The sequence below is a fragment of the Spirillospora sp. NPDC052242 genome (genome assembly GCF_040679555.1).
Classification (GTDB): domain Bacteria; phylum Actinomycetota; class Actinomycetes; order Streptosporangiales; family Streptosporangiaceae; genus Spirillospora.
The window spans coordinates 134,908-159,865 of record NZ_JBFAUZ010000003.1 but is presented as its reverse complement, the minus strand read 5'-3'; the positions used below and the strand labels follow the sequence as shown (position 1 = coordinate 159,865).

The following is a 24,958-nucleotide window of genomic DNA, read 5'->3' as shown; positions in this document are numbered from 1 at the left end:
CGGACCGCGTCACGGGGACGGCGCGGTCAGCAGGTCGGTCAGGTCGTCGAAGAAGACGAACACGAGCGTGAGGACGCCCGCGCCCGCCACGGTGACGGCGGCGCCCGCCGGGTGGACCGGTCCGGGCGCCGCCGCGGCGGCGAGGCCCGCCGCGGCGACCGCCGCGAGGGCGAGGTCGCGGACGATGTGCGTGCGGCCGACGGGGACCGCGCGCGTCCCGAAGCAGCGGCAGGCCGCGGCCCGGCCGGCGCGGAGCGCGCGGTGGATCGCCGCGGCGAACACGAGCAGGACGGCACCGGCCAGGGCGAGCCCGGCCGGCGCCGTCCGTCCGATCGCGAGCAGGACGACGGCGGCCGACTCGGCGGCGACCGCCGCGGCGGCCGTCGCCGTCGCCGGCAGGCCGGGCGCCAGGCCCGGCACCGACAGCCGGAACTCGCGGAACGCCTTCCGGCTGCGGATCTTGCCGAGCACCGCGACCAGGAGGACGAGCCCCAGGACGCAGCGCGCGGCCAGCGCGACGTACTGCACGATCGGGTCGTCCGGTCAGCGGCAGGTGGTGATACCGGCGTAGAGGCAGCAGCGCAGGCCCGTGCGGGTCCACCAGCAGGGCTCGGCGCGGGCGGTCGTGCCGGGCAGGAGCCTGCCGAGCATCCGGTCGCCCAGACGGTTGACGGCACGCAACATGGGGTCTCCTCAGGTCGAGCCGGACGCGGTCCGGCTGCGGCTACGGGGTGAGGCGGGAGCATGCTCGGGGCTGATCGGCGCGCGCTGCCCAGAAGCTAACCCCGTTGATCACCGCCGACAAGAGAGCGCTTTCCGCCCGGTGCGATCTTGTGGACTATGCGATCAACGGCTCCCCCGGCCTTGGTGCTTTGTGCCATGGGACGGCCGTTGACCGGGCTCCGGCGACACGCTCAAGCGGCGCACCACCACGCCCAGTAGCCGGTCGCCCGGGTAGGGGCCGCGGTGGCGGGAGTCGACGCTGTCGGGGTTGTCGCCGAGGACCGCGAGGGCCCCGGCGGGCACCGTCCCGTCCGGTCCGGGGACGCCCGGGGGGAGCGGGTCGCCGGGGAGGGCGGCGACCCGCTTGACGTTCCAGTTCCGGCCGTCGGGGCCGGGCGGGCCCGGCAGGCGGGTGCCGTCCGGGGGCGGTTCCAGGACGACGACGTCGCCGCGGCGGACGCGGTGCAGGGGCCGCCGCCGGACCAGCACCCGGTCGCCGTCGTGCAGGGTGGGCGTCATGCTGGTCCCGCCGACGGTGACGACCACCAGCCGCCCGCGCGCCCAGCCGAGGGCGGCCAGCGCCGCCGCGACGGCGGCGACCGGCGCCAGCCGCCTCCATGAGATCGACATCCGGCTCATGGCCGACAGATCGTAGCCCGCGGCGCCGGTGCGGGCGGCGTCAGCGGAACAGCTTCGCCATGAACGGCACGGTGTCGGGCAGGGAGGCCGCCATCGTGGCGCTGTGGTCGGCGCCGAGGTACGGCTTGAACGTGACGTCGGCGCCCCGGGCCTCGAGGTCGGCGACCAGCTTGAGCGTCATCGGGATGGGGACGTCCAGGTCGTTGGTGCCGTGCGCGATGAAGACGGGACGGTCGTGGCCGGTGAGCGGGACGTCCAGCACGCTCGCGGCGGTGTCGTGGAAGCGGGCGTCGAACAGCGGCCGGGCGAGCATCTCGCCGAGCGAGATCCCGGCCATCCGCTCCTTGAGGTCGGTGTAGCAGAGCGTCGCCGCGTCGCGCACCGCGGCCCGGCCGGCCGAGGTGAGGTAGGGGGCGGGGTCGAACCCGGGGCGGGCGGCGGCGAGCCCGTTCAGCAGGTACGCGGTGTAGGGCGCGAGGCCGCCCAGTCCCAGGTCGGGGAGGTACGGGCCGGCGAGCGAGAACACTTGGGCCAGGTTGGACGGCGCCCCGGTGGCGACGGCGCCGCGGAAGTCGAGTTCGGGCGCGTACCGGGTGGCGAGCGACGCGGTGAAGAGGGTGGCGTGGCCGCCCTGCGACTGGCCGATCGCCGCCCAGCGGCGGGAGAGCGCGGGGGCGACCTTCCGGGCGGCGCGCACCATGTCGGTGACCGCGTGCGCGGCGGTCCGGCCGTCCAGGTAGGGGTGCGGTCCGGGGGTGCCGAGCCCGACGTAGTCGGTGGCGGCGATCGCGTACCCCGCGGCGAGCCAGCGGCTCAGGTAGCCGATGTCGCGTTCCGAGCGGCCGGCCGTGGACGGCGCGCACGCGTCGCCGAGGCCGACGGTGCCGTGCGCCCAGGACAGCACCGGCCACCCGCCCGCCGGGGCCCGCCCCGGCGGGACGAACACCGCGCCGCCGCTCAGCGCGGGACGTCCGGGGGGCCGGTGGTCGCGTACGTCACGCGGTGCGCGGCGCCGGTGGGACCTGGCCGATCCCGCGCTGCGCGGCGTCCCGGTCGGGCAGATCGCCGCCCGCTGGGGCTTCTCCCATCCCGCGGTGTTCACCCGCGCGTTCCGCGCCGCCTACGGCGTCACCCCCAGCGAGTACCGCCGGAGCGGCCCGGGGCCCGATCCGGCGTAGCCGTCCACAGCGCGGCGGCGGACGTCGTGGCCCGGTTCAGGGGCGCAGGACGAGCCTGATCGGGTTGCCCTCCTTGCTCGCGAGGCGCTCGACGGCCTGCGGCGCGTCGGCGAGGGGCAGGACGTCGGTGACGGACTCGGCGAGGTCGAGGCGGCCCTGCTCGACGAGCCGGACGAGCTGCTCGACGTGCTCGGGTTCGGAACCGTAGTGCCCGAGGACCTGCTGCCGCAGGTAGCTGAACAGGGTGTCGTGGGCGATGGTGACGGACCGTCCGCTGAGGCCGACGAGGACGAGCCGCCCGTCCTTGCCGAGGGCGCCGAGGGCCTGGTCGCGGACGGCGGGGACGCCCGCGAAGTCGAACGCGACGGCGAGCCCGCGGCCGCCGGTGGCGGCCTTGACCCGGTCGCCGAAACCGGGGTCGCCCGGGTCGAGCGCGAGGTCGGCGCCGAACCGCAGGGCGCGCTCCCGGGCCGGTTCCACGGGGTCGATCGCGATGATGGGGGCGGCGCCGAGCAGGCGCAGCAGCTTGACCGCGTGCGCGCCGAGCCCGCCGAGCCCCCAGACGCCCGCGGCCTCGCCGGCCTGCGTCCGGGCGGTGGCGCCGACGGCGGCCCACGGGGTCGAGACGGCGTCGGGGATGATGCACGCCTGCTCGAACGGCAGCGCGTCGGGGATCGGGACGACCGTCCGTTCGGCGGCGACGGCGAACTGCGCCCAGCCGCCGTCGTAGTCGACGCCGCGGGTGAGGATCGTCCCGTCCGGGTCCTCCTCGCCCGCCTGCAGGAGGACCCGCCGTCCGGGGGCGAACCGGGTCGCGCCCTCCCCGGCGGACTCGACGACGCCCGCGACCTCGTGGCCGAGCGTGACCTCGTCCCCGCGCAGGTAGAGCGGGCTGAGCGTGCCGTCGATCAGGTGCAGGTCGGACAGGCAGACGCCCGCGGCCTTCACCGCGATCCGCACCTCCCCGTGCCCCGGCTCGGGCACCGGGACCTCCTTGAGGGCGAACCTCCGGGTCCGCACGTCCAGCCGTCCGGCCAGCATCTCCGCCATGTCCCCCGACCTCCGTGCGCCGCGTGCTCCGACGGGCTCGTCGTACCCGCCGGCCGGGCACCGATGCGGGACGGGGCGGGGGTCAGGGCGCGGGGGTCAGCATGCGCTCGACGAGCATGTGCAGGTGGGCGCGGAAGCGTTCGACGGCGGCGGCGTCGCGCGGCCTGATCCCCTGGCCGCGCAGCCGCTGCGGGCCGGTCTCGCGGTCGGTGTAGACGATGCCGCCGCTCAGGAACCCGTAGACGCACCACACGATCGTCCACACCACGTGGTCGGGGTCGGCGCCGGGCGGGACCAGGGGGCGGACGGTGTCGACGACCCGCTGCGACAGCGGCCTCGTGTAGCTGTCCTCGAGGCCCGGGACGTCGGCGGCGTCGCCCATCCAGCGGTGCAGCCACAGCGCGAGGATGTCGGTGCGGTGCACGTAGAAGTCGAGGTAGACGTCCGCGAGCCGCAGCACGCTCGGCATGTCGGAAGTGAAGGCGGCCAGCGCCGGCTCCATCGCGTCCCGCTCGGCCTCGGCGGCGCGCAGGAACACGGCCCGGTACAGCCCGCCCTTGCCCTCGCCGAACGCGCGGACGTCCGCGACGTCGACCCCGGCGGCGTCGGCGACGAGCTGGAGGGTCGTCCCGTCGTAGCCCAGCTCGGCGAACAGTCGCGTGGCCGTGTCGAGCAGTCTGTGCAGCCCAGATCCTTCCACGTCGATCACTTTACGTGATCACGTGATGGCGGTCCGTGCCCCACCGGGGGCCCGGCCCGTCCACGGTCGGCGGGCGGCGCGGTGAGCCCGGCGGTGACGAACGCGATCACGGTGCGGGTCTCGGGGAGCGGCGCGACGGACGCGGGGGCGGGCGCGACCGCGCGCCCGTAGATCTCCAGCAGCAGCGTGAACGCCAGCCGCCACCGGTCGGCGATCTCCCGGACGGTCAGGTCCGGGAGCGCGCGGCCGAGCATGACCTCGAACGGCGCCTGCCCGAACCACGGGGAGCTGGCGGGCAGCCGCGACGCGGCCAGCACCGACCGGGCCAGCAGGTGGCAGAGCATGCGGCCCTTGTCGGTCCGGACGAGCTCCTCGAACGGCTCGACGATCGCGGTGACGAGGTCGGCGACGGCGAACGGCGCGCCGCCGTCCTCGCTCGCGGCGGACCGTTCGGCGATGCCCTCCAGCCGCTCCGCCCACAGCGGCAGCAGCTCCCGCTCGAGGAGCGCGGTGACGAGGCCCTCGCGGGAGCCGAAGTGGTAGTGGACGGCGCCGGGGTTCAGCCCCGCCTCGGCGTTGATCGCGCGGACGGACACCTGGTCGGCGTCCTTGGCGAGGAACAGCCGCTCGGCGGCGTCGAGCAGCCGGTCGCGGGTGGAGGTCGGGGCGGGGGCCATGCGGACATTGCATCACACCTGGTGCAATCACGATTCAATCAGTGATTGAATATTGTGAGAGAGTTTGCCGACCGTGAGGAGACCGAGCATGGGAACCTTCGCCGTCACCGGGTCCGCGTCCGGCATGGGCGCGGCCACCCGGGACGTCCTGGTCGAGGCCGGGCACACCGTCATCGGGGTCGACCTGCGCGACGCGGACGTCATCGCCGACCTCGGCACCGCGCAGGGCCGCGCGACCGCGGTGGCGGAGGTCCTGGCGCGCTGCGGCGGCACCCTCGACGGCGTCGCGGCCGTCGCGGGCGTCGGGCCGAACATGCCGGACTCCGCCGCCGTCCTGTCGATCAACTACTTCGGGCCGGTCGCCGTGCTGGACGGCCTGCGCCCCGCCCTCGCCCGCTCCGGCGCGGGCCGCGCCGTCGCGATCGCGTCGAACTCCGCGACGACCGTCCCGCTCATCGACGACGCGGTCGTCGAGCACGCCCTCGCGGGCGACGAGGACGCCGCCCGCGCGCGGGCCGACGAGGCCGCGCGGGCGATGCCGCCGGAGTTCGCCGAACTCGCGCCGCCGTCGATCATCGCCTACGCGTCCTCGAAGTTCGCGCTGGCCCGCTGGGTGCGCCGCACCGCCGTCACCCCCGAGTGGGCGCGGCAGGGCGTGCTGCTCAACGCGATCGCGCCCGGCGCCGTGCTCACCCCGCTGATGACCGGCTCGACCGGCGCCGGGGCCGGCCACGACCCCGACGAGTTCCCCACCCCGATGCCGCTCGGGATCTTCGGCGAGCCGGAGGACATCGCGTTCTGGGTCCACCAGTTCCTCCGGCCCGAGGCCCGCTTCACCACCGGCGCCGTCCTGTTCGTGGACGGCGGGACCGACGCGGCCATGCGCCCCGACGCGCAGCCGACCGCGATGCGGCTCTGACCCGGGCCGGCTCCGACCCCGATGCAGCTCTGACCGACTGGAGGCGCACATGACCACCCCGGACGTCTTCGAGCCCGCCCGCCTGGGCCCGCTGACCCTGCGCAACCGCACGATCAAGGCCGCGACCTTCGAGGGCATGACGAAGGGCGCCCTCGTCACCGACGACCTCGTCGAGTTCCACCGGGCGCACGCGGCCGGCGGCGTCGCGATGACGACCGTCGCGTACTGCGCGGTCGCGCCCGACGGCCGCACCGAGTACGACCAGATCCACTGGCGCCCCGAGGCGCTGCCCGGCCTGCGCCGCCTCACCGACGCCGTGCACGCCGAGGGCGCCGCCGCGTCCGCCCAGATCGGGCACGCCGGGCCCGTCGCGAACGGCCGCTCCAACGGCGTGCCGGGGATCGCGCCGAGCAGGTCGTTCAACCCGATGTCGATGCAGATGACCCGCGCGGCGACCCGCGCCGACATCGAGCGCGTCACCCAGGCCCACGCGGACGCCGCGCTGATGGCGATCGAGGCCGGGTTCGACGCCGTCGAGATCCACCTCGGGCACAACTACTTCGCCAGCTCGTTCCTCTCCCCGAAGATCAACAAGCGGACGGACGAGTACGGCGGCCCGCTCGCGAACCGCGCGAAGGTCGCGCTCGGCGCGGCCCGCGCCGTCCGCGAGGCCGTCGGCGACCGCATCGCGATCCTCGCGAAGCTGAACATGGACGACGGCGTGCCCGGCGGGTTCTGGCTCGACGAGAGCCTCCAGGTCGCGGCGTGGCTGGAGCGGGACGGCTCGGTCGACGCCCTCGAACTCACCGCGGGCAGCTCGCTGCTCAACCCGATGTACCTGTTCCGCGGGGACGCCCCGGTGCGCGAGTTCGCCGACACGTTCAAGCAGCCGCTGAAGCTCGGCGTCCGGCTCGTCGGCGACCGGTTCATCCGCGAGTACCCGTACGAGGAGGCGTACCTGCTCGGCAGCGCCCGCCAGTTCCGCGCGGCGCTCGACCTGCCGCTCGTCCTGCTCGGCGGCGTCACCGAGCGCGCCACGATGGACCTCGCGATGGCCGAGGGCTTCCAGTTCGTCGCGATGGGCCGCGCCCTCCTGCGCGAGCCCGACCTGATCAACCGCATCCAGGCCGACGCGTCGACCAAGTCGCTGTGCATCCACTGCAACAAGTGCATGCCGACGATCTTCAGCCGCACGCACTGCGTGCTGGCGTGAGCGGCGGCGCCGGGCCCCGGGCCGCCGGGGTCCGGCACCGTCCGGCGCCGTCCGGTCAGCCCGCGGCCGTCGGGACGGTCACGGTCGCCGAGGCCACCTTGATCCAGCCGGCGGCGCGCTGCTGGTTGAACACCGCGCTGTTCGGGACGATCTGCAGCTTCAGCTTCGAGCCGGGACGCAGCCGCCACACGACGTCCTCCAGGTCGATCGTCAGCCGGTGCGCGGCGCCGTCCAGCGTGACCGGCACCGGGGTGACCATCCCGTTGACGACCTGCGGGTCGCCCTCGGCCAGCGGCGGGATCACCGACGCGGGCAGGTCGCCCGGCACCGGGACGCTCGCGTCGATCAGCTGCGCGTAGACGGACGTCTTCGCGTTCGTCGCCCGCCCCTGGTACGTCATCGTCAGCTTCGGCGCCCCGACCAGCACCCCGCCGTCCGGCGCGTCGACCGGGATCTCGATCGCGTTGCGCGAGTACCCGCCGGTGAACATGGCGCCGGAGTTGTCGGCCGGGCTGAACAGCGTCGTGCCCGCGCCCGAGCCGCGGGCCGGCTTCGCCGCCGGGGGCGGGAACGCCTTGGCGGAGTGCCGGGCGCCGGTGTTGTCCGGGTACGTGAACTCCGGTCCCGTCCGGACGCTCCGGTCGCCCCGCAGGTACCGCTGGAACCACGCGAGCGTCGCCTCCCGGTCGACGGACCCGTCGTGCTCGGCGTCCATGCAGCTCGCGTGGCCGCCGCACGTCCACACCATCTTCACCGGGGCGCCGTTCGCCTTGACCTTCCGGTACCCGGCGATCGCGTGGCTCACCGGGAACAGGGTGTCGGTCACGCCCTGGATGAACAGCGTGGGGATGTCGATGTTCTTCATGAGGAAGTCGGGGCCGTGCTCCCGCATCCACTGCTCGTCCGGCTTCGTGACCGTCCCGGTCGTCAGCGCGCGCAGGCAGATCGAGGAGACCCGCGGGTGGAAGCGGTTGCCGTTCTGCAGGCCCGCCGAGCACAGGCCGAACGCCCACCCGGCCTTGATCGTCCGGTTCGGGTACAGGGCGTCGTTCAGCGAGTGGTAGGTGTAGCCGGGGACGATCACGTCCACGCGGTCGTCCAGCCCGGCCGTCACGAGCTGGATCGCGCCGCCGTAGCTGCCGCCCGCCATGCCGAGCCGCGGGTCGCCGCGCCCGTCCAGCTTCGCCTCGGGCTGCCGCGCGATCCAGTCGATCAGCTTCCGCACGTCGCGGCCCTCGACCGCCGGGTGGTCGATCTGCACCCGGCCTTCGGACCCGAAACCGCGCGGGTTCCAGGTGATCACGTTGTAGCCGGCGTCCAGCAGGTAGCCCAGCTCGCCCGACTCCGGATCGGTCGCGCCGCGCCCGCCGAACCCCGACCCCAGCAGGACGGACTCCGCCCGCTCGCCCTTCGCCAGCCCGGGCGCCGGGAAGAAGTTCGTGACGATCTTCGTCCCGTCGAACGACGCGACCTCGACCGTGCGCCGCCCGGACGCCTCGTCGGCGGCGGCGGGCGGGGCCGCGAACCCGGCCGGCAGGAGGACGGTTCCGGCCGCCAGGGCCGCGATCTTGGCACGCATGCCGGAAACCTAATGAAATTCAGGTTTCACGTCCAGACACGAAACCATCTCATTTCCGGGCCTGCAGTACGGTCGGGCCCGTGACGACCCAACGCAAGCCGCGCGGCCCGTACCGCAAGGGCGTCCGGCGGCGGGAGCAGATCCTCGACACCGCGCTCGAGGTGTTCGCCCGCCGAAGCGACGCGCCTCTGCAGGAGATCGCCGACCGCGTCGGCCTGTCGCAGGCCGGGGTCCTGCACTACTTCGGCTCCCGCGAGGAACTCCTCCTCGCCGTCCTGCGCCGCCGCGACACCCTCGACCTCGCCGAGGCCCGCGAGGACTCCACCGCCCCCGGCGAGGCCGTCGCCCGGACCGTCCGGCACAACATGGACCAGCCGGGCCTCGTCCGCCTGTTCGTCGCCCTGTCCTCCGCCGCGACCGACCCGGCCCACCCCGCGCACGAGTTCTTCGCCGACCGCTACCGCGACCTCACCGCCACGATCGCCCGCGGGCTCGGGTCGGGCCAGCGCACCGGCGCCGTCCGCGACGACGAGGACGCCGAGCACATGGCCCGCCTCCTCGTGGCCGTCTCCGACGGCCTCCAGCTCCAGTGGCTCCTCGACCCGTCCGTCGACATGGCGGCCCTCGTCGAGACCTTCGACCGCCTCTGCGCGACCCCACCCGACGACTGACTAACCGCCGGGGACGGCCGTCCGGAATCACTCCGGTTCGGCGCTCCCGTGTTGCCGCGGGTCGCGGATGGTGTTTTTGAAGTGGGGGCATTCGACGAGTGGGGCGTGGGTGCAGGTCGACGCGTGGTGGAGGCTGTCGCGCATGCGGGTGAGGCGGGCGATGTCCTCATCCAGGGTTCGGGCCTTGGCGGCCATGCGGGCGCGCAAAGCGTCGTCGCCGGGCGTCGCGCGCAGGAAACCGGCGATCTCGGCGATGGTGAACCCCGCGCTCCGCGCGCAGGAGATGAGCGCGAGGCGGTCGAGGACGTCCGGCCGGTAGATCCGCCGCAGCCCGTTGCGGCCCGCCGGGGAGATCAGCTCGCGCCTCTCGTAGAACCGCAGCGCCGACGCCGTCAGCCCGGACCGTTCGGCCACCTCGGAAATATCCAGCAGCGTCCCGCCCACCGCTCCTCCTTGACTTGAACCGCGGTTCAAGTTACAGGATGGCCGCCATGCAGATCCACCACCTCAACTGCGGGTCCGTCCGGCAGATCGAAGCCACCTACCGGGGCCCGGCTCCCGCACACGCCGTCAACCACTGCCTGCTGGTCGAGACGGACTCCGACGGGCTGGTCCTCGTCGAGACCGGCCTCGGCCTGGACGACGTGCGCGACCCCGCCGGCACCCTCGGTACCGACTGGGTCCAGCTGGCGGAGCCGGTACTGGACGAGCGGGAGACCGCCATACGGCAGATCGCGGGGCTGGGCTACTCGCCCGACGACGTGCGCCACATCATCGTCACCCACCTCGACGTCGACCACTGCGGCGGCCTGCCCGACTTTCCCGCCGCCCGCGTCCACGTCCTGGCGGCCGAACTCGACGCGGCGACCCACCAGGCGCCGAGCTTCCGCTACCGCCCGGCCCACTGGGCGCACGACCCGGACTGGGTCGCCTACACCACCGACTCGGGCCACGACTGGTTCGGTTTCGTCTCCCTGCGGCCCGAGGGGCTCGGCCCGGAATTCCGTCTCGTCCCGCTCGGCGGCCACACCGCCGGCCACACCGGTGTCGCCGTGCACGACGGCGACCGCTGGCTCCTGCACTGCGGGGACGCCTACTACTACCACCGGGAACTCGACCCCGACCCGCACCCGCACCCGGTCCTGGACCTCGTGCAGACCAGTTCGGAGACCCACCACGACCTCAGGCTCGGCACCCAGGCCCGGCTCCGCGAACTCCTCCGCCGGCACGGCGACCAGGTCGAGGTCTTCAGCGCCCACGACCCCTGGGAACTCGACCGCTACCGCACCCCGGCCCCGTAACCGGAATCTCAAAGCGGGGCGTGCCCGCGCGTGATGACCCCCATCTTCAGAAGGCGACACGCGACCAGACCCACTTGCCGTGCGGGTGGGTCTTGTCCACACCGCACTGCGACGAAAGCGCCTCGACGATCGGCAGGCCCCGCCCGCACGTCCCCTCGTCGTGGCCGGGGTCGAGAGCCTCGGGATCCGGGACGAGGTCCGCCAACGACAGGTCGGGCGGCGGCTTGGCGACCGGGGGGTCATCGGAGGAGTCCCAGACCCCGAAGAGGACACCGCGGCTCCCGCGTGAGCCGCACCCTGATCTCGGCGTCGGGCGTGCACTTCGCACCGGCGCACACGTGGGGCTCGACGGGTCGTTCACCCTCCTCACCGTGGAGGATCGAGGTTCTGACGGGCGTCGCCGGGGGCGGGGTCAGCCGAGGACGAACGGGAGTTCGGCCGCGAGGTCGCGCAGTGCGGCGGTCTCCTCCTGCGTCGGGGTGCGGCGTCCGGTGCCGATCAGCAGCGCGTCCGTGTCGGTGAACGACGGCGGGAACGGGCGCCCGGCGATCCGTTCCAGCAACGCGCGCGCCGCCGCGAGGCACTCGGCGGGCGGTTCGGGCGGGCCCGGGGGCAGGTGTGCGAGCAGGTCGAGGTGGTGCAGCGTCCACTCGAGGACGTACGCCGACAGGTAGTCGCGGACGGTGAGCACCTCGCCCTGCGTGCTCACGCGGACGGACGGGTCCGCGAGTTCGGCGGCGCGACCGGCGGCGGAGCCGACGTCGTCGAGGTGGAACGCGAGCAGCCGCGGATCCTCGTACGCGGCGGCCAGCCGGGGGATCAGCGCGTCGAGGGGGTCCTCCCCGGTCGGCGGGTCGACGAGCTTCCAGTACGTGACGGCGTCGACGGTCGGTTCGGAGTCGGCGGGCGTGACGAGGGTGATCAGGACGTCCTGGGCGTCGATGACCAGGTGGCACACGAGGTCGCGGACGAGCCAGCCGGTGCAGCCGGACGGCCGCGCGTAGGCGTCGTCCGGCAGTTCGGCGACCGCCGCGCGCAGCGCCGTCCAGGAGCGCGAGAAGAGGTCCACCGCGGCACGCTAGCGCCGGGACGGACGGGCGAACAAGCGGCCCGCGCGGGACGTGTCACATTTTGGGCGGCTGCGTTGTCGTATATGCGGGCACGAGGATCCGCATCGAAAGGACGCAGACGATGGACGCACGGCGGGCGGCGGACGAGGCCGAGATCAGGCGGCGGATCGACGGGCTGGTCGAGGGGCTGCGGGCCCGGGACCTCGAGAGTCTGGAGGGGCTTTACACGGCGGACGTCGTGTCGTTCGACGTCGAGCCGCCGCTGCAGCACTTCGGGGTCGACGCGAAGCTGAAGAACTGGGCGAAGGTGTTCGCGGTCTTCGGGGAGGTGACGTACGAGTTCCGGGAGCTGACGTTCGCGGTGGGCGACGACGTGGCGTTCGGGCACGGGTTCGGCCGGCTCGGCGGCACGCTGGGCACCGGGGAGGCGGTGAAGGGGACGTGGGTCCGGGTCACGTTCGGCTTCCGGCGGATCGACGGCGTGTGGGTGATCGCGCACGACCAGGTGTCCGTGCCGGTCGACATGGCGACCGGCATGGGCGTGGCCGGCCTCGAACCCTGACCGGTCAGGCGCGCCGGAGGTGGATGACGGCGGCGCCGGTGAGGTAGGCCGCCAGGGCCCAGGCGGGCAGGGCGGCGGGGGCGCGGAAGGCGGGGCCCGCGAGGGCGATGCCGATGAGGCCCGCCTGCACGCAGACCAGGCCGATGACGGTGAGGGCGGCGGACGGCGCGCGCCGGGGCGGACGGGCGGGGCGTTCGGCGCGCGCGAAGAGGGCGAGGAGGGCGGCGAGGATCAGCAGGAGGCACGCCAGCCAGGGGACGCGGAGGGCGTACCACTCGGCCGTCCCGATCGGGGGCTGCGGGAAGGCGCCGGTGGGGTACAGGGCGACGGCGGCGATCACGACGGCCGTCATGTGCCACAGGAAGAGGGTCAGGATCACGGTGCTGATCGCGACGACGGCCGTCCACGGGCGGGGCCGCCGGAGCCACCGGTTCCCGCGGTCGTGCAGGAGGAGGACGACGCCCGCCTGGGCGGCCGCCAGGCAGAGGAGGGCGAGGGTGGGCGGGGCGGTGTTCTGGACGGCCGCGCCCGGCTCGGCGACCATGCTGACCGGGTACGGGCCGGCCGTGGTGAGCAGGACGAGGCCGCAGAGCCCGCCGAGGAGCAGGGCCGGGGCCGTCCGGGCGGGCAGCCGCCCGTCCTGCCAGGCGAAGCCGAGCTGGTGGACGGCGAGCCACATCAGGAGGTAGTTGGCCGTGCCGCCGTGGGGGACGTCCGCCCACAGGCGGGCGGCGTCGCCGAGGCCCACGAGGACGGTCAGGGCGGCGGGGACGGCGAGGCCCCAGCGGCGGTGCAGGGCGTGCATCGGCGGGGTGAGCGCGATCATCGGGAGGTAGGCGGCCAGGAACCAGAGCGGGATCGTCGCGAGCCAGACGGCGGTCCCGACGGGTCCGGCCGGGGCGCCGGCGGCGCGGGCGAGGGCCGCCGCCGCGGCGACCACGACGAGGAAGAGGGTCGTGGGGCGGAGCAGGCGGTCGGCGCGGCCGAGCAGCCACGCGCGCCGGTCGGGTTTCAGGGACGCGGCGTTGGCGAAGCCTCCGGCGAGGAAGAACACGGGCATGACCTGGAAGAGCCAGGAGAGCCACTGCGTCCAGGGCAGGGCCGTGAGGACGTGCTCGCCGCCGAGGCCGTCGTCGTGCACGACGACGACGGCGAGCCAGTGGCCGAGCACCACGAGGACGATCGCGACCGCGCGGACCAGGTCGACCCACCGGTCCCGCTGCGGCGGCGTCCGTTCGGCCAGTCGGCGCACTCCGGGCATCGCTCATCGGAGCATGCCCGCGCGGGGCGGCCGCGAATCAGGGGATGCGGGCGGCGGCGCAGTACATCGACACGTCCTCGACGCGGGGGCGGTGCTCCGGCGGCAGGTCGGGGCGCCATTCGACGACGTCGGTGACGCCGGGGTCGACGAGGTCGAGGCCGTCGAAGAAGCGGGCGAACTCGGCGCGGGTGCGGAGGGCGAACGGGACGCCGCTGAGGCGGTTCGTCTCCACGGCCTCCTCGTACTGCTCGGGGGTGAGGTGGTCGCCGGTGGCGTGCGTGATGACGACGTGGCTGCCGGACGGGAGGGCGCCGACGAGCTGCGCGACGAGCCCGTACGGGTCCTCCTCGTCGACGATGAAGTGCATGATCGCGACGAGCATCAGCGCGACCGGACGGGTGAGGTCGAGGGTCGCGGCGAGTTCGGGGGCGGCGAGGATCTTCGCCGGTTCGCGCAGGTCGGCGTCGATGTAGGCGGTGCGCCCCTCGGGCGAGCTGGTGAGCAGGGCGCGCGCGTGGACGAGGACGACGGGGTCGTTGTCGACGTAGACGATGCGGGCCGCCGGGTCGATCGACTGGGCGACCTCGTGGACGTTGCCGGCCGAGGGCAGCCCGGTGCCGATGTCGAGGAACTGGTCGATGCCGGCGTCGCGGGCGAGGTACCGGACGGCGCGGGCCATGAACTTGCGGTTCTCGCGGGCCGCGAGGGCGACGGTGGGGAAGCCGGACGCGACGGTGTCGGCGGATTCGCGGTCGACGGAGAAATTGTCCTTGCCGCCCAGCCAGTAGTTGTACCGGCGCGAAGGGTGAGCCTTCGTCGGATCGATCCCCGGCGGAACCGGTTCCATGGGCGCCTCCCGCATGTTTTGGCTCACTTTATTGCGTCCGGCCGCATGACCGGGACGCGGGAGGGCCGGAATTATGGTGAATTGGTGGCGGGAGTCCCCCGGAACAGGCAAGATCGCTTCCGCAGCGCGCCGACGAACCGGGAGAACTTCGCCGTGGAGACCTTCTACAGTCCGTTCGACTTCACGATCCAGGACGACCCTTACCCGGTGTACGCGCGGTTGCGCGAAGAGTCGCCGGTCTACCGGAATGACAAGGACGATTTCTGGGCCCTGTCCCGGCATGAGGACGTCATTGCGGCACTGAAGGACGCCAACCGTTTCTCCAGTGTTAACGGACTGCGGCTGGAGCCCGCTTTCTGGGGGCCCGAGGCGGAGAAGTTCTTCTCGTTCGTCGCGATGGACCCGCCGCGGCACACCCGGATGCGCGCGCTGGTGTCGCGGGCGTTCACGGCGCGGCGCGTCCAGGAGCTGGAGCCGCGGATCCGGGAGATCGCCCGGGAGTGCATCCGCCCGCACGTCGAGGGCGACGCGTTCGACATGATGACCGACTTCGCGGCGCGCTTCCCGGTGGACGTGATCTCCGAGCTGGTGGGCGTCCCGGAGGCGGACCGCGCGAAGGTCCGCGACCTCGGCATGGCGATCATGTACCGGGACGAGGAGGGCGACGACCTGCCGCCGGAGGCGCTGCAGGCGATCGGCGCGCTCGTCGGGTACTACACCGAGCTGACGATCGAGCGGGGCCGGGAGCGCCGCGGCGACCTGCTGTCGGGGCTGCTCGACGCGGCGGAGGGCGACGACCGGCTCACCCCCGAGGAGATCGTCGGGGTGCTGATCCTGCTGGTGGGCGCGGGCATCGAGACGACGATGCTGCTGCTCGGCAACGCGTGGAACGCGGCGTGGCTGCACCCGGAGGCGCGGGCGGCGGCGTTCGCCGGGCGGATCCCCGACTGGATCGAGGAGACGCTGCGCTGGGACCCGCCGACGCAGGCGATCGCCCGGACGACGACCGAGCCCGTCGAGCTGCACGGCACGACGATCCCGGCGGACGCGCGGATCCTGCTCCTCACCGGGTCCGCGAACCGCGACCCGCGGGTGTTCGACGACCCCGACCGGTTCGACCTCGACCGCGACACCGGCGCGTCCCTCGCGTTCGGCAACGGCCGCCACCACTGCCTGGGCGCGAACCTCGGACGGCTGGAGGCCCGGATCGCGTTCGAGGAGATCACCGGGCTCGTCGCCGACTACGAGGTCGACGAGGCGAACGCCAAGCGCGTCCGCTCGTCCAACGACCGGGGGTTCGCGGCGCTGCCGTCCCGCATCACCCGGCGCCGCTGACGCGGCGGGGGCGCGGCGCCGGCCCGCGCCCCCCGCTCAGCGGATGATCAGCCCGACCTGCCGTTTCTCCTTGGACGACAGCAGTTCGAGCGGCAGCAGCGGCTTCGCCTCGCGCGCCGCCGGAAGGTACGACAGGTTCACGCCGTAGCTGCCCTTGCCGTCGTCGAACACCATCCAGTGCGCGAGGTCGGCGGTGCCGGCGGCGAAGCCGGACGTGTGCTTGATCGGCTCCAGCATCGTCAGGTAGCCGTCGCCCAGCAGCTTCTTGCGGAAGCGCCGCATGTTCATCGTGGGGATGTGGCTGGCCGCGACGAACAGGCGCCCGAACGGCCGCGTCTCGGTGTGGACGAGCGGTTCCTTCGACGGCGGCGGCGCCAGGTTCGTCACGAAGTCGACGACTTCGGGCGCTGTGAGCATGCCCCACGTCGGCCGCGACGTGACCTCGGGCGACAGCTCCGCCGCCATCCGGTCGACGTGCATGGCCATGAAGCGGGCGACCCAGTCGTCCGGCCTTCCCTGTTCGGTCACGACGCCCGTCCGTTCTGCCGCGCCCTCTGCCGCACCCTCTGCCGCGCCATGCGCGCACCTCCGCGTTCCGCTCCGGTTCGTGGCCGATTCTGCCGTGCCCGTCAAGGGCGGACGCCTCCGGAAGCGGCCCGGACCGCAGAGCGACCGCGGGGCGCCGCTGCGTCAGCAATTCTTACGTGCCGCGAACAGGATGATCTTCGCGCTCCCCGCCGGCCTCGGCGATCATTACGTTCGCCCCATGTCGCACATGACGATCCACCGCCGGGCGGGCCTCGGAACCGCGGCCCTCGCCCTCGCCCTCCCCGCCGCGCTCATCGCCGCCCCGTCCGCCGCCGCCGACACGACGGCCCGGGTCGCCTCGACCGGCGTCTCGCCCGCCGTCATCACGGCCGGCGGGCAGGCGCTGCAGACCGTCCGGCTGACCGCGCCCGCGCCCGCGGGCGGCCTCGGTGTCGAGGTGATCAGCGTCGGGTTCGCCGACGGCAACTACCAGTACTCCACGGACGGCGGCCACGTGCGCGTCCCCGAGGGGAAGACGAGCGTCACGTTCCCGATCCGGCTGGAGGCCTACGAGGACGAGACGGTCGTCCCGCTGGTCGCCCGCCGCGACGGCGCCTCCGCCGAGACGAGCGTGACCGTGCGGCCGCTCGACTGGCGCGAGCAGACCGTGACGGGCGTCGACCTCGACGTCCCCGGGGACGCGAAGGCGGTGGTCGCGGGCACGAAGGTCACCGGCTCGGTGGAGCTGGCGGCGCCCGCCGCGATCGGCGGGACGTCGGTGGACCTGCGGGTCGCGCACATCTCGGGGCTTCCCGACGGCCCCGTGCCGAAGATCCCGCGCTACACGGTCGTCCCCGCCGGGAGCACCCGCGGCACGTTCACGATGGAGTACCCCGCCGTCCCCGTCCGCGGGATCGGGATCACCGACGTCGCGGCCGACCTCGGCCACCCGGCCATGCGGGTCGCCCCGCTGCTGGTGCCGAAGCAGTACACGGTCGGCGTCGTCCGCGAGCTGCGCGCCGGCGCCCGGAACAACATCGGGGCCGTCGGGCTCGGCGACCGCTGGCACCCGTTCGGCGCGGTCATCGAGCTGACCAGCCACACCCCCGGCGTGACGGTGCCGCGGAAGATCGAGATCCCGGCCGCCGAGGCGGGCGCGAACTTCTCCATCGGCGTCGACCCGTCCGTCCCGCCCGGCACGGCGGTGCGGATCTCCGCGAAGTGGGTCCTGTCGACCGCGGGGACGGTCACGACCGAGGCCGTCGTCACCGGATAGCGGGCCCGCAAGCCGGCACGGTCCCCCGCGCGAGCTTTCACTCCGCCGCGGACGGGTAGGCACGTGGGCGTCCCCCCATCCGAGGAGTGAACCTGTGGCGTTGCGGATCGAGGACTACGGGCTGCTCGGCGACCTGGAGACGGCCGCGCTCGTGGGCCGCGACGGGTCGATCGACTGGCTGTGCCTGCCGCGTTTCGACTCGCCCGCGTGCTTCGCCGCCCTGCTGGGCGACGAGCACGCGGGCTTCTGGCGGATCGCCCCCGCGGCGGGCGGGGCGTGCACCCGGCGCCGGTACCGCGGGGACTCGCTGATCCTGGAGACCGAGTGGGAGACCCCCGACGGGACGATCCGGCTGATCGACGCGATGCCGCGCCGCGGCGAGGCCGCCGACGTCGTCCGGATCGTCGAGGGCGTCAGCGGGCGGGTCCCCGTGCACATGGCGATGCGGCTGCGGTTCGACTACGGCCGAATCGTCCCGTGGGTGCGGCACCGGGACGGGCAGCTCAACGCGATCGCCGGACCGGACGCGGCGTGGCTGAAGACCCCCGTGCCGCTGGAGGGCCGCGACGAGACGACGTACGCCGACTTCGCCGTGTCGGCGGGCGAGCGGGTGCCGTTCGTCCTGACGTACCGGCCGTCGCACGAGCCCCGCCCGCACCCGGTGGACCCCGAGCGGGCCCTCGCCGACACCGAGGCGTTCTGGTCCGGCTGGATCGAGGACTTCCGGTACGACGGCCGCTGGCCCGACGCCGTCCGGCGGTCGCTGATCACGCTGAAGGCGCTGACGTACCACCCGACGGGCGGGATCGTCGCGGCCGCGACGACGTCGCTGCCCGAGCAGCTCGGCGGGCCGCGCAACTGGGACTACCGGTTCTGCTGGCTGCGGGACGCGACGTTCACGCTGCAGGCCCTCCTCGGCACCGGGTTCGTCGCGGAGGCGAAGGCGTGGCGGGAGTGGCTGCTGCGGGCGGTCGCGGGCAACCCGGCCGACCTGCAGATCATGTACGGGATCGACGGGACGCGGCGGCTCCCCGAGTACGAGCTCGACTGGCTCTCCGGGTACGAGGGCGCGGCGCCGGTGCGGATCGGGAACGCGGCGTCCGGGCAGTTCCAGCTCGACGTGTGGGGCGAGGTCCTGGAGGGGCTGCACCTCGCGCGGGAGGCCCGCATCGAGGCGGACGAGACCGCGTGGGACGTCCAGCGGGCCCTGCTCGACTTCCTGGAGGGGCACTGGAGCGACCCCGACGACAGCCTGTGGGAGGTCCGCGGGGACCCGCGGCACTTCGTCCACTCGAAGGTGATGGCGTGGGCGGGCGTCGACCGGGCCGTCCAGGCGGTGGAGCGGTACGGGCAGGACGGGCCCGCCGACCGGTGGCGGGCGCTGCGGGACACGATCCACCGGGACGTCTGCGAGAACGGGTACGACGCCCGCCGGAACACGTTCACGCAGTTCTACGGGTCGGACGCGCTGGACGCGGCGACGCTGCTGATCCCCCAGGTCGGGTTCCTGCCGTGGGGCGACCCGCGGGTCGTCGGGACGGTCGAGGCGATCGAGCGCGACCTCTGCCGGGACGGGTTCGTCCTGCGCTACGACACGAGCGCCGGGGTGGACGGGCTGCCCGGGCACGAGGGCGCGTTCCTCGCCTGCACGTTCTGGTTCGCGGACGCGCTGCACGGCGTCGGCCGCACCGCGGACGCCGTCGAGCTGTTCGAGCGGCTCCTCGACCTGCGCAACGACGTCGGGCTGCTCAGCGAGGAGTACGACACGGCGGCCCGGCGGCAGGTGGGGAACACCCCGCAGGCGTACTCGCACGTCGGGCTGGTCAACACCGCCCGGCATCTCAGCGGCGCGCCGCCGGCGGCGCGCCCCGCCACGCGATGAAGGAGACGGCATGCGCGCGTTGACCATCCTCCCCGGGCGGCCGGGTTCGCTGTCGGTCACCGAGGTCCCGGACCCGGAGCCGGGCCCGGACGAGCTGCTCGTCGAGGGGCTCGCCGTGGGGGTGTGCGGCACCGACCGGGAGATCGCGGCCGGCGAGTACGGCTGGGCCCCGCCGGGACGCGACCGCCTGGTCATCGGGCACGAGTCGCTGGGCCGGGTGCGGCACGCGCCGTCCGGCAGCGGCTTCTCCCCCGGCGACCTGGTCGTGGGCGTCGTCCGGCGGCCCGACCCGGAGCCGTGCGGGGCGTGCGCGCACGGCCAGTTCGACATGTGCCGCAACGGCCGCTACACCGAGCGCGGCATCAAGGAGATCGACGGGTTCGCGAGCGAGCTGTGGCGGGTCGAGACCGGGTACGCGGTGACGCTCGCCCCGGCCCTCGCGGACGTCGGCATGCTGCTGGAGCCGGCGAGCGTCGTCGCGAAGGCGTGGGAGCAGGTCGAGCGGATCGGCGCGCGCGCCTGGTTCGAGCCCCGCACGGCGCTGGTCACCGGCGCGGGCTCGATCGGGCTGCTCGCCGCGCTGCTGGGCGTCCAGCGGGGCCTGGACGTCCACGTGCTGGACCAGGTCACGGACGGCCCGAAGCCCCGCCTCGTCGCCGATCTCGGCGCGACGTACCACCACGACGGCCTCGACGCGGCGGTGCGGGCGGCGCGGCCGGACGTGGTGATCGAGGCGACGGGCGTCGGGCGGCTGGTGTTCGGGGCGATCGGCTCCACCGCCACCTACGGCATCGTGTGCCTGACCGGCGTGTCGCCCGCGGGACGGAACCTGACCGTCGACGCGGGCACGCTGAACCGCGACATCGTCCTCGAGAACGACGCGATCGTCGGCTCGGTCAACGCGAACCTCACCCACTACGCGGCCGCGGCGGACGCCCTCGCGAAGGCCGACCCGGGCTGGCTCGGCCGCCTCGTCACCCGCCGCGTCCCGCTGGACGACTTCGCCGACGCGTTCGACTCCCGCGCCGACGACGTCAAGGTCGCCCTCACCCTCGGCTCGTAGCCGCCTCCCCCGCGGGCGGCGCGGCGGGCTCCCCGGCAGACTGCCCGGCGAGGGCCTCGGCGTACATCGACAGGCCCTTCGCGATCGCGTTGCGCTGGATCTCCGAGGTGCCGGTCAGGACGCGGAACATGCGGACCTTCCGGAACAGGTACTCGACCTCGGAGCCCTGCGTGAGGCCCTCCTTGCCGTGGATCTGCACGGCCTCGTCCAGGATCCGGAACGCGGCCTCGGCGACGTACAGCTTGCACATGAACGCCTCGAGGCGGGGCCGCGTGCCGGCGTCGAGCGCGGCGATCGCGCCGTAGGTCATCGAGCGGGCCGCGTAGTACTCGGTGGCCATGTCGGCGAGCTTGTGCTGGATGGCCTGCAGCTTCAGCAGCGGCGCGCCGTGGACGATCCGGGTCTGCGCCCGCACGAGCGACAGTTCGAGCGCGCGGCGGGCCATGCCGAGCAGCGTCGGGCAGTGCAGGAGCCGGTTGACGGTGACGCGGCCGAGGCCGATGCGCATGCCCTCGCCCTCGGCGCCGATCAGGTTCGCGGCGGGGACGCGGCAGTCGTCCAGGATCACGTCGGCCTCGATGTGCTCGCCGGACATCGGCGTCGCGCCGTCCTCGACGCGGCAGCCGGGGCTGTCGAGGTCGACGAAGAACGCCGAGTAGGAGCTCTCGGTGCCGTCCATGCGGGCGATCACGATGGCGAAGTCGGCGAACGGCCCGGCGGTGCTGAACACCTTGTGGCCGGTGAGCCGGTACCCGTCGCCGTCGCGGACCGCGACCGTCCGCATGGCGCGGACGTCCGAGCCCGCGTCGGCCTCGGTGAGCGAGAAGCAGCAGGCCCGCTCGCCGCGCGCGACCGGCAGCAGGTACTCCTTGATCTGTCGTTCGGTGGCGTTGCGGAAGATGTCGCCGGCGCGGAGCGGGCCGCCCATCTCGCCGAGGACGCTGTGCCCGAGGACGCGCCCGCCCGCGGCGATCTCCTCCTTGAGCGCGGCGAGCCGGGTGTGCGACAGGCCGCGGCCGCCGTACTCCTCCGGCAGGTGGATGCCGTAGAAGCCGAGTTCGCGGCTGCGCCGCCAGACCGGTTCGAGGATCCCGCGGGTGAGCCGGGTGGTGCGGTCGATGCCGTGCTCGCGCTCGTAGTCGGCGAGTTCCCCCGCGAGGTAGCCGCGCAGGTCCGCGACGAGCCCGTTCAGCTCGGGGTCGTCGTCGTAGGACGGCCGCAGGGTGAAGGTCGAGAAGCTCATCGGGTCCCCTCAGTTGACGCGCCGGTCGACGCCGGCCCAGAACGGTTCGCGCACGGCCTTGCGGTCGACCTTGCCGTTGCGGTTGGTCGGCAGCTCGGCGACGAAGTCGACCGAGCGCGGCTTCTTGTAGCGGTCGAGGCGGTCGGCGCAGAACTCGATCAGCTCGCCGGCGGAGACGTCCGCCCCGTCGTGCCGGACGACGACGGCCTTGACCGCCTCGCCCCACGTCTCGTCCGGGACGCCGACGACGCAGACCTCGCGGACCGCCGGGTGCTCGTAGAGGGCCGACTCGACCTCGGTGCAGTAGATGTTGAACCCGCCCGAGATGATCATGTCCTTCTTGCGGTCGACGATGAACAGGTAGCCGTCCTCGCGCATCCACGCCAGGTCGCCGGTGTGCACCCAGCCGTCCCGGAACGTCTCCTTCGTCAGCTCGGGCTCGCGCCAGTACTCGCGGACGCAGTCCTCGCCCCGCACGACCATCTCGCCGATCTCGCGGGGCGGCAGCTCGCGGCCCGCGTCGTCCACGATCCGGATCTCGGTGTCGTACGCGGCGCGGCCGCAGGACGCGAGCAGCTCCGGGTCCTTCTCGACGGCCTCGGCGAGCGCGGCGCTGCTGATGCCCGCGACGACGCTGGTCGTCTCGCCGAGCCCGTAGCCCTGCGCGACGATCGGCCCGAACGTCTCGACCGCCTGCCGGAGCCGCTGCGGGGACACCGGCGCCCCGCCGATCCGCAGGCTCGTCAGGCTCGACAGGTCGCGGTCGCCGATCCCGGGCTCGGCCAGCAGCATGTTGAGCATGGCCGGGACGATGAACGTGGCGGTGATCCGCTCGCGCTCGATCGTGTCGAGGAACGCGCCGGTGTCCCACGCGGGCAGGACGTGCGCGGTCGCGCCGCCGAACACGCCCGCGAGCAGGCCCATCCCGGGGGCGTGCGTGATCGGCCCGCACGCCAGGTAGCGGACGCCCGGCCGGGCGCGGGAGTCGTCGCTCATCATCTGCTTGCGCATGTTCGCGCGGCGGTTGCCGAACGTCTGCGTCGCGGCCTTCAGCTTGCCCGTCGAACCGGACGTGAAGTGCAGCGTGCAGGGGTCGTCCGGCGAGACGTCCACGGCGACCGGCTCGGGCTCGCCGTCCTCCAGCAGTTCGGCGTAGGTGAGCGGGCGGGCCTCGCCGGTGAGGTTCTCGGGGTCGAACACGACGGGCTCGCAGCCGCCGCCGACGGCGGCGAGGGCGTCGCCGGCGTGCGCGGCGTCGAACAGCAGGAGCTTCGCGCCCGCGTAGTCGAGGACGTGCTCGATCTCCCCGCGGCCGAGGCGCGCGTTCACGGGGGCCCGCAGCAGCCCCGCCTTGTAGAGCGCGAACTCGGCCACGACCAGCTCGCCGCGGTTCCACGCGAGCGACGCGACGGCGTCGCCGGGGCGCAGCCCCCGGGCGAGCAGCGCCGACGCGAGCCGGTTCGCCTCGTCCTCCAGCGCCCGGAACGTCCACACGCGCTCGCCGCAGACGAGGGCGCGCTCGTCCGGCCAGTGGCGGGCGCTGCGGGTCAGGTAGCTCCCCAGGTTCATGCACACTCTCCGTACCGTTAGACCAATAGCAGACAGAGTGTTCAGTAACTCGCAGGTTGTCAAGAGGTCTCTACACTTGGGGACCCGCCGGCGAGCGCGGGCGGAACCACGGTGAACGAGGGACGGCGATGGCTGAGGACAGGCGGACACGGCGGACGCGCAAGGCGCTGCGCGACGCCCTGGTGGGACTGGTGCTGGAACGCGGCTACGCGTCGATCACCGTCGAGGACGTCACCGAGCGCGCCGACATCGCCCGCGCCACCTTCTACAGCCACTGCCGCGACAAGGACGACCTGTTCACCCGGCTCACGAAGGACCTGCTGGACGAGCTCGGCGCGCGACAGCGCCCGCTGATCGCCGAGAACGCCGTGGGCTTCACCGGCAAGCCCGTCCTGGAGATGCTCCGGCACGCCGAGCAGGAGCGCGACCTGTACCGGATCATCCTGCGCGGCGAGGGCGACGGGAAGCCGCTGCGGATGTTCGTCGAGTCCTGCGTGCGGGTCACCGCCGAGGAGTTCCGCAGCCGCTCCGAGCGCAACGGCGTCGAGCCGCGCATCAACCCCGGGCTGCTCGCCCGGGCCTGGGTCGGCGAGCAGACGGCCGTCCTGCAGTGGTGGCTGGAGATCGACGACCCGCGCCCGCCGGCCGAGGAGGTCGCGCGGATGCTGCTCGACCTGGCCGTCCACGGCCGGTACTGGGCGAGCGGATTCGACGCCCCCGCCTAGGCTCCCGAGCCGCCGCGCCCCCCGACCAGCGGGGACGTTCCGCTCCCGGCCGCGTCCGGCCGCGTCCGGCCGGGGGCACCGCCGTGCGCCGCCCCTCGCGAGGAGGCGGAAAATGACGTAGATTTCCCGACGCCATGCACGTAACTGAACACTTCGTTCAGGAACGTCCGTGTCTGACGGTCACTTCGCCGGCAGCAGCCGGTTGAGCAGGTGCGGGACGGCGATGGCGCCGAGCATCGCCTCCCCGCGCCGCTCGCAGACCGCGACGATCGGGCTGCGGGCCTGGTCCATGACGCTGGCGATCTCCATGACGGTCGCGTCGGCGTCGACCACGGGGAGCGGCAGCTCGTCCTGCCCGAGCAGGTCGGCGACGCTCCGCTCGGCGAGGGGCGCGCACAGCCGGTCGGCGTGGCTCTCGTCGTAGACGTGCGCGAGGGTGGGGTCGTCCCGGACGTACCGCGGGATCAGCAGGCGGAGCAGCCGCGAGCCCGGCAGGACCGCCACCGGGCGGCCCCGCGCGTCCGCGACGATCAGCCCGGGAAGCCCGGCCTCGGCCAGCAGGCGGGCGGCGTCCAGGGCGCCGTCCTCCGGCGTGACGGTCGGGTACTCGACGGCGAGTTCACGTGCGCGCACGTCTCGAACGTACCGCGTGCCCGCGCCGATCGCGGGCCCCGCGTATGGATCGCGCGTACGGATCCCGTTAAGGTCTGCTACCGGTGTGCCGGGAAGTCTGGTCGGCGTCGTATCCGCCGACTCCGAAAGTCCCGATGATGACGAAGCCGCCGTTCTGCGCCGTCCCGCCCCTGGACCGTTCCATGATCGCCTGCGGCGTGATTCCGCGCGGCCGCACCGGCGGGCGCGGGGCGTCCGCCCGGCGCCTCGCGGACGACCGCGAGGCGGGCGGCGCCGGAGAGTCCCCTGGCGCGCGCGGCGAACGTCCCGGATGA

At 73.8% G+C, this 24,958-nt stretch carries 28 protein-coding genes; 12 read left to right on the top strand and 16 right to left on the bottom strand.

Annotation, left to right across the window (positions count from 1 at the left end; genetic code table 11):
* Positions 1-9: 9 nt before the first annotated feature.
* From AB0L25_RS04040 to AB0L25_RS04025, 4 genes are all read right to left on the bottom strand, one after another.
* Positions 10-528 carry a MauE/DoxX family redox-associated membrane protein gene (locus tag AB0L25_RS04040; RefSeq protein ID WP_500168401.1) on the bottom strand — a complete coding sequence of 173 codons (519 nt, stop codon included), beginning with the start codon at positions 526-528 and terminating at the stop codon, positions 10-12.
* A gap of 15 nt (positions 529-543) precedes the next feature.
* Positions 544-684 (bottom strand): hypothetical protein, encoded by a 141-nt coding sequence (locus AB0L25_RS04035; RefSeq protein ID WP_500168399.1) that lies wholly within the window; start codon positions 682-684, stop codon positions 544-546.
* A 162-nt stretch (positions 685-846) separates the two neighbouring features.
* Complete coding sequence (locus AB0L25_RS04030; protein WP_500168397.1) at positions 847-1,362, bottom strand: S26 family signal peptidase; 516 nt, start codon at positions 1,360-1,362, stop codon at positions 847-849.
* Between the two features lie 40 nt (positions 1,363-1,402).
* A complete protein-coding gene (locus tag AB0L25_RS04025; protein WP_500168395.1) occupies positions 1,403-2,266 on the bottom strand; it encodes a lipase family protein in 864 nt (287 codons plus the stop codon).
* On the opposite strand from AB0L25_RS04025, the gene AB0L25_RS04020 reads away from it, so the two are divergent.
* Positions 2,244-2,540, top strand: a complete 297-nt coding sequence (locus AB0L25_RS04020) for a helix-turn-helix domain-containing protein (protein WP_500168394.1) — start codon at positions 2,244-2,246, stop codon at positions 2,538-2,540. The genes AB0L25_RS04025 and AB0L25_RS04020 overlap by 23 nt on opposite strands.
* Before the next feature lie 36 nt (positions 2,541-2,576).
* Here the strand turns inward: AB0L25_RS04020 and AB0L25_RS04015 are convergent, their stop codons facing one another.
* From AB0L25_RS04015 to AB0L25_RS04005, 3 genes are all read right to left on the bottom strand, one after another.
* Positions 2,577-3,590 carry a zinc-binding dehydrogenase gene (locus AB0L25_RS04015; RefSeq protein WP_500168392.1) on the bottom strand — a complete coding sequence of 338 codons (1,014 nt, stop codon included), beginning with the start codon at positions 3,588-3,590 and terminating at the stop codon, positions 2,577-2,579.
* Positions 3,591-3,672: 82 nt separating this feature from the next.
* Complete coding sequence (locus AB0L25_RS04010; protein WP_500168390.1) at positions 3,673-4,290, bottom strand: TetR/AcrR family transcriptional regulator; 618 nt, start codon at positions 4,288-4,290, stop codon at positions 3,673-3,675.
* Between the two features lie 5 nt (positions 4,291-4,295).
* Positions 4,296-4,967, bottom strand: a complete 672-nt coding sequence (locus tag AB0L25_RS04005; protein WP_500168388.1) for a TetR/AcrR family transcriptional regulator — start codon at positions 4,965-4,967, stop codon at positions 4,296-4,298.
* A gap of 88 nt (positions 4,968-5,055) precedes the next feature.
* On the opposite strand from AB0L25_RS04005, the gene AB0L25_RS04000 reads away from it, so the two are divergent.
* Positions 5,056-5,886: an SDR family oxidoreductase gene (locus AB0L25_RS04000; protein ID WP_500168386.1), complete on the top strand. Its 831-nt coding sequence runs from the start codon at positions 5,056-5,058 to the stop codon at positions 5,884-5,886.
* Between the two features lie 49 nt (positions 5,887-5,935).
* Complete coding sequence (locus AB0L25_RS03995; RefSeq protein WP_500168384.1) at positions 5,936-7,099, top strand: NADH:flavin oxidoreductase; 1,164 nt, start codon at positions 5,936-5,938, stop codon at positions 7,097-7,099.
* Between the two features lie 55 nt (positions 7,100-7,154).
* On the opposite strand, the gene AB0L25_RS03990 is transcribed toward AB0L25_RS03995, so the two are convergent.
* Positions 7,155-8,678, bottom strand: a complete 1,524-nt coding sequence (locus AB0L25_RS03990; protein WP_500168382.1) for a CocE/NonD family hydrolase — start codon at positions 8,676-8,678, stop codon at positions 7,155-7,157.
* An 80-nt stretch (positions 8,679-8,758) separates the two neighbouring features.
* Between AB0L25_RS03990 and AB0L25_RS03985 the strand changes: the two genes are divergently transcribed.
* Positions 8,759-9,349 (top strand): TetR/AcrR family transcriptional regulator, encoded by a 591-nt coding sequence (locus AB0L25_RS03985; protein WP_500168380.1) that lies wholly within the window; start codon positions 8,759-8,761, stop codon positions 9,347-9,349.
* 27 nt (positions 9,350-9,376) lie between these two features.
* Here the strand turns inward: AB0L25_RS03985 and AB0L25_RS03980 are convergent, their stop codons facing one another.
* A complete protein-coding gene (locus tag AB0L25_RS03980; protein WP_500168379.1) occupies positions 9,377-9,793 on the bottom strand; it encodes a MerR family transcriptional regulator in 417 nt (138 codons plus the stop codon).
* 47 nt (positions 9,794-9,840) lie between these two features.
* Between AB0L25_RS03980 and AB0L25_RS03975 the strand changes: the two genes are divergently transcribed.
* On the top strand, positions 9,841-10,650 hold the full coding sequence (locus tag AB0L25_RS03975) for an MBL fold metallo-hydrolase (protein WP_500168377.1): 810 nt from the start codon (positions 9,841-9,843) through the stop codon (positions 10,648-10,650).
* A 412-nt stretch (positions 10,651-11,062) separates the two neighbouring features.
* Here the strand turns inward: AB0L25_RS03975 and AB0L25_RS03970 are convergent, their stop codons facing one another.
* On the bottom strand, positions 11,063-11,719 hold the full coding sequence (locus tag AB0L25_RS03970; protein ID WP_500168375.1) for a maleylpyruvate isomerase N-terminal domain-containing protein: 657 nt from the start codon (positions 11,717-11,719) through the stop codon (positions 11,063-11,065).
* A 122-nt stretch (positions 11,720-11,841) separates the two neighbouring features.
* Here AB0L25_RS03970 and AB0L25_RS03965 point away from each other — a divergent pair, with 122 nt between their 5' ends.
* Positions 11,842-12,282 (top strand): YybH family protein, encoded by a 441-nt coding sequence (locus AB0L25_RS03965; RefSeq protein ID WP_500168373.1) that lies wholly within the window; start codon positions 11,842-11,844, stop codon positions 12,280-12,282.
* 4 nt (positions 12,283-12,286) lie between these two features.
* Here AB0L25_RS03965 and AB0L25_RS03960 read toward each other — a convergent pair whose 3' ends face one another.
* Complete coding sequence (locus AB0L25_RS03960; protein WP_500168372.1) at positions 12,287-13,543, bottom strand: acyltransferase family protein; 1,257 nt, start codon at positions 13,541-13,543, stop codon at positions 12,287-12,289.
* Positions 13,544-13,580: 37 nt separating this feature from the next.
* Positions 13,581-14,390, bottom strand: a complete 810-nt coding sequence (locus AB0L25_RS03955) for an SAM-dependent methyltransferase (protein ID WP_500168370.1) — start codon at positions 14,388-14,390, stop codon at positions 13,581-13,583.
* 84 nt (positions 14,391-14,474) lie between these two features.
* On the opposite strand from AB0L25_RS03955, the gene AB0L25_RS03950 reads away from it, so the two are divergent.
* Complete coding sequence (locus AB0L25_RS03950) at positions 14,475-15,725, top strand: cytochrome P450 (protein WP_500168368.1); 1,251 nt, start codon at positions 14,475-14,477, stop codon at positions 15,723-15,725.
* Between the two features lie 36 nt (positions 15,726-15,761).
* On the opposite strand, the gene AB0L25_RS03945 is transcribed toward AB0L25_RS03950, so the two are convergent.
* Positions 15,762-16,253, bottom strand: a complete 492-nt coding sequence (locus AB0L25_RS03945) for a hypothetical protein (protein WP_500168366.1) — start codon at positions 16,251-16,253, stop codon at positions 15,762-15,764.
* A 238-nt stretch (positions 16,254-16,491) separates the two neighbouring features.
* Between AB0L25_RS03945 and AB0L25_RS03940 the strand changes: the two genes are divergently transcribed.
* From AB0L25_RS03940 to AB0L25_RS03930, 3 genes are all read left to right on the top strand, one after another.
* Positions 16,492-17,529, top strand: a complete 1,038-nt coding sequence (locus tag AB0L25_RS03940; RefSeq protein ID WP_500168364.1) for a hypothetical protein — start codon at positions 16,492-16,494, stop codon at positions 17,527-17,529.
* A 100-nt stretch (positions 17,530-17,629) separates the two neighbouring features.
* Positions 17,630-19,411: a glycoside hydrolase family 15 protein gene (locus AB0L25_RS03935; RefSeq protein WP_500168508.1), complete on the top strand. Its 1,782-nt coding sequence runs from the start codon at positions 17,630-17,632 to the stop codon at positions 19,409-19,411.
* 10 nt (positions 19,412-19,421) lie between these two features.
* On the top strand, positions 19,422-20,474 hold the full coding sequence (locus tag AB0L25_RS03930) for a glucose 1-dehydrogenase (RefSeq protein WP_500168362.1): 1,053 nt from the start codon (positions 19,422-19,424) through the stop codon (positions 20,472-20,474).
* On the opposite strand, the gene AB0L25_RS03925 is transcribed toward AB0L25_RS03930, so the two are convergent.
* Positions 20,458-21,717 (bottom strand): acyl-CoA dehydrogenase family protein, encoded by a 1,260-nt coding sequence (locus AB0L25_RS03925; protein ID WP_500168360.1) that lies wholly within the window; start codon positions 21,715-21,717, stop codon positions 20,458-20,460. The genes AB0L25_RS03930 and AB0L25_RS03925 overlap by 17 nt on opposite strands.
* Positions 21,718-21,726: 9 nt before the next feature.
* Positions 21,727-23,286, bottom strand: coding sequence for an AMP-binding protein (locus AB0L25_RS03920; RefSeq protein WP_500168358.1), 1,560 nt, complete (start codon positions 23,284-23,286; stop codon positions 21,727-21,729).
* 128 nt (positions 23,287-23,414) lie between these two features.
* On the opposite strand from AB0L25_RS03920, the gene AB0L25_RS03915 reads away from it, so the two are divergent.
* Positions 23,415-24,011, top strand: coding sequence for a TetR/AcrR family transcriptional regulator (locus tag AB0L25_RS03915; protein ID WP_500168357.1), 597 nt, complete (start codon positions 23,415-23,417; stop codon positions 24,009-24,011).
* A gap of 180 nt (positions 24,012-24,191) precedes the next feature.
* Here AB0L25_RS03915 and AB0L25_RS03910 read toward each other — a convergent pair whose 3' ends face one another.
* Complete coding sequence (locus tag AB0L25_RS03910) at positions 24,192-24,644, bottom strand: CBS domain-containing protein (protein WP_500168355.1); 453 nt, start codon at positions 24,642-24,644, stop codon at positions 24,192-24,194.
* 137 nt (positions 24,645-24,781) lie between these two features.
* On the opposite strand from AB0L25_RS03910, the gene AB0L25_RS03905 reads away from it, so the two are divergent.
* A complete protein-coding gene (locus tag AB0L25_RS03905) occupies positions 24,782-24,958 on the top strand; it encodes a hypothetical protein (RefSeq protein WP_500168353.1) in 177 nt (58 codons plus the stop codon).

Bases quoted from the DNA above. Each gene is read 5' to 3' on its own strand.
- AB0L25_RS03995 (WP_500168384.1), top strand. From the start codon at position 5,936: ATGACCACCCCGGACGTCTTCGAGCCCGCCCGCCTGGGCCCGCTGACC.
- AB0L25_RS03975 (WP_500168377.1), top strand. From the start codon at position 9,841: ATGCAGATCCACCACCTCAACTGCGGGTCCGTCCGGCAGATCGAAGCC.
- AB0L25_RS03960 (WP_500168372.1), bottom strand. From the start codon at position 13,543: ATGCCCGGAGTGCGCCGACTGGCCGAACGGACGCCGCCGCAGCGGGAC.
- AB0L25_RS03940 (WP_500168364.1), top strand. From the start codon at position 16,492: ATGTCGCACATGACGATCCACCGCCGGGCGGGCCTCGGAACCGCGGCC.
- AB0L25_RS04005 (WP_500168388.1), bottom strand. From the start codon at position 4,967: ATGGCCCCCGCCCCGACCTCCACCCGCGACCGGCTGCTCGACGCCGCC.
- AB0L25_RS03925 (WP_500168360.1), bottom strand. From the start codon at position 21,717: ATGAGCTTCTCGACCTTCACCCTGCGGCCGTCCTACGACGACGACCCC.
- AB0L25_RS03915 (WP_500168357.1), top strand. From the start codon at position 23,415: ATGGCTGAGGACAGGCGGACACGGCGGACGCGCAAGGCGCTGCGCGAC.
- AB0L25_RS03920 (WP_500168358.1), bottom strand. From the start codon at position 23,286: ATGAACCTGGGGAGCTACCTGACCCGCAGCGCCCGCCACTGGCCGGAC.
- AB0L25_RS03965 (WP_500168373.1), top strand. From the start codon at position 11,842: ATGGACGCACGGCGGGCGGCGGACGAGGCCGAGATCAGGCGGCGGATC.
- AB0L25_RS03905 (WP_500168353.1), top strand. From the start codon at position 24,782: ATGACGAAGCCGCCGTTCTGCGCCGTCCCGCCCCTGGACCGTTCCATG.
- AB0L25_RS03955 (WP_500168370.1), bottom strand. From the start codon at position 14,390: ATGGAACCGGTTCCGCCGGGGATCGATCCGACGAAGGCTCACCCTTCG.
- AB0L25_RS04015 (WP_500168392.1), bottom strand. From the start codon at position 3,590: ATGGCGGAGATGCTGGCCGGACGGCTGGACGTGCGGACCCGGAGGTTC.
- AB0L25_RS04035 (WP_500168399.1), bottom strand. From the start codon at position 684: ATGTTGCGTGCCGTCAACCGTCTGGGCGACCGGATGCTCGGCAGGCTC.
- AB0L25_RS04000 (WP_500168386.1), top strand. From the start codon at position 5,056: ATGGGAACCTTCGCCGTCACCGGGTCCGCGTCCGGCATGGGCGCGGCC.
- AB0L25_RS04030 (WP_500168397.1), bottom strand. From the start codon at position 1,362: ATGAGCCGGATGTCGATCTCATGGAGGCGGCTGGCGCCGGTCGCCGCC.
- AB0L25_RS03990 (WP_500168382.1), bottom strand. From the start codon at position 8,678: ATGCGTGCCAAGATCGCGGCCCTGGCGGCCGGAACCGTCCTCCTGCCG.
- AB0L25_RS03930 (WP_500168362.1), top strand. From the start codon at position 19,422: ATGCGCGCGTTGACCATCCTCCCCGGGCGGCCGGGTTCGCTGTCGGTC.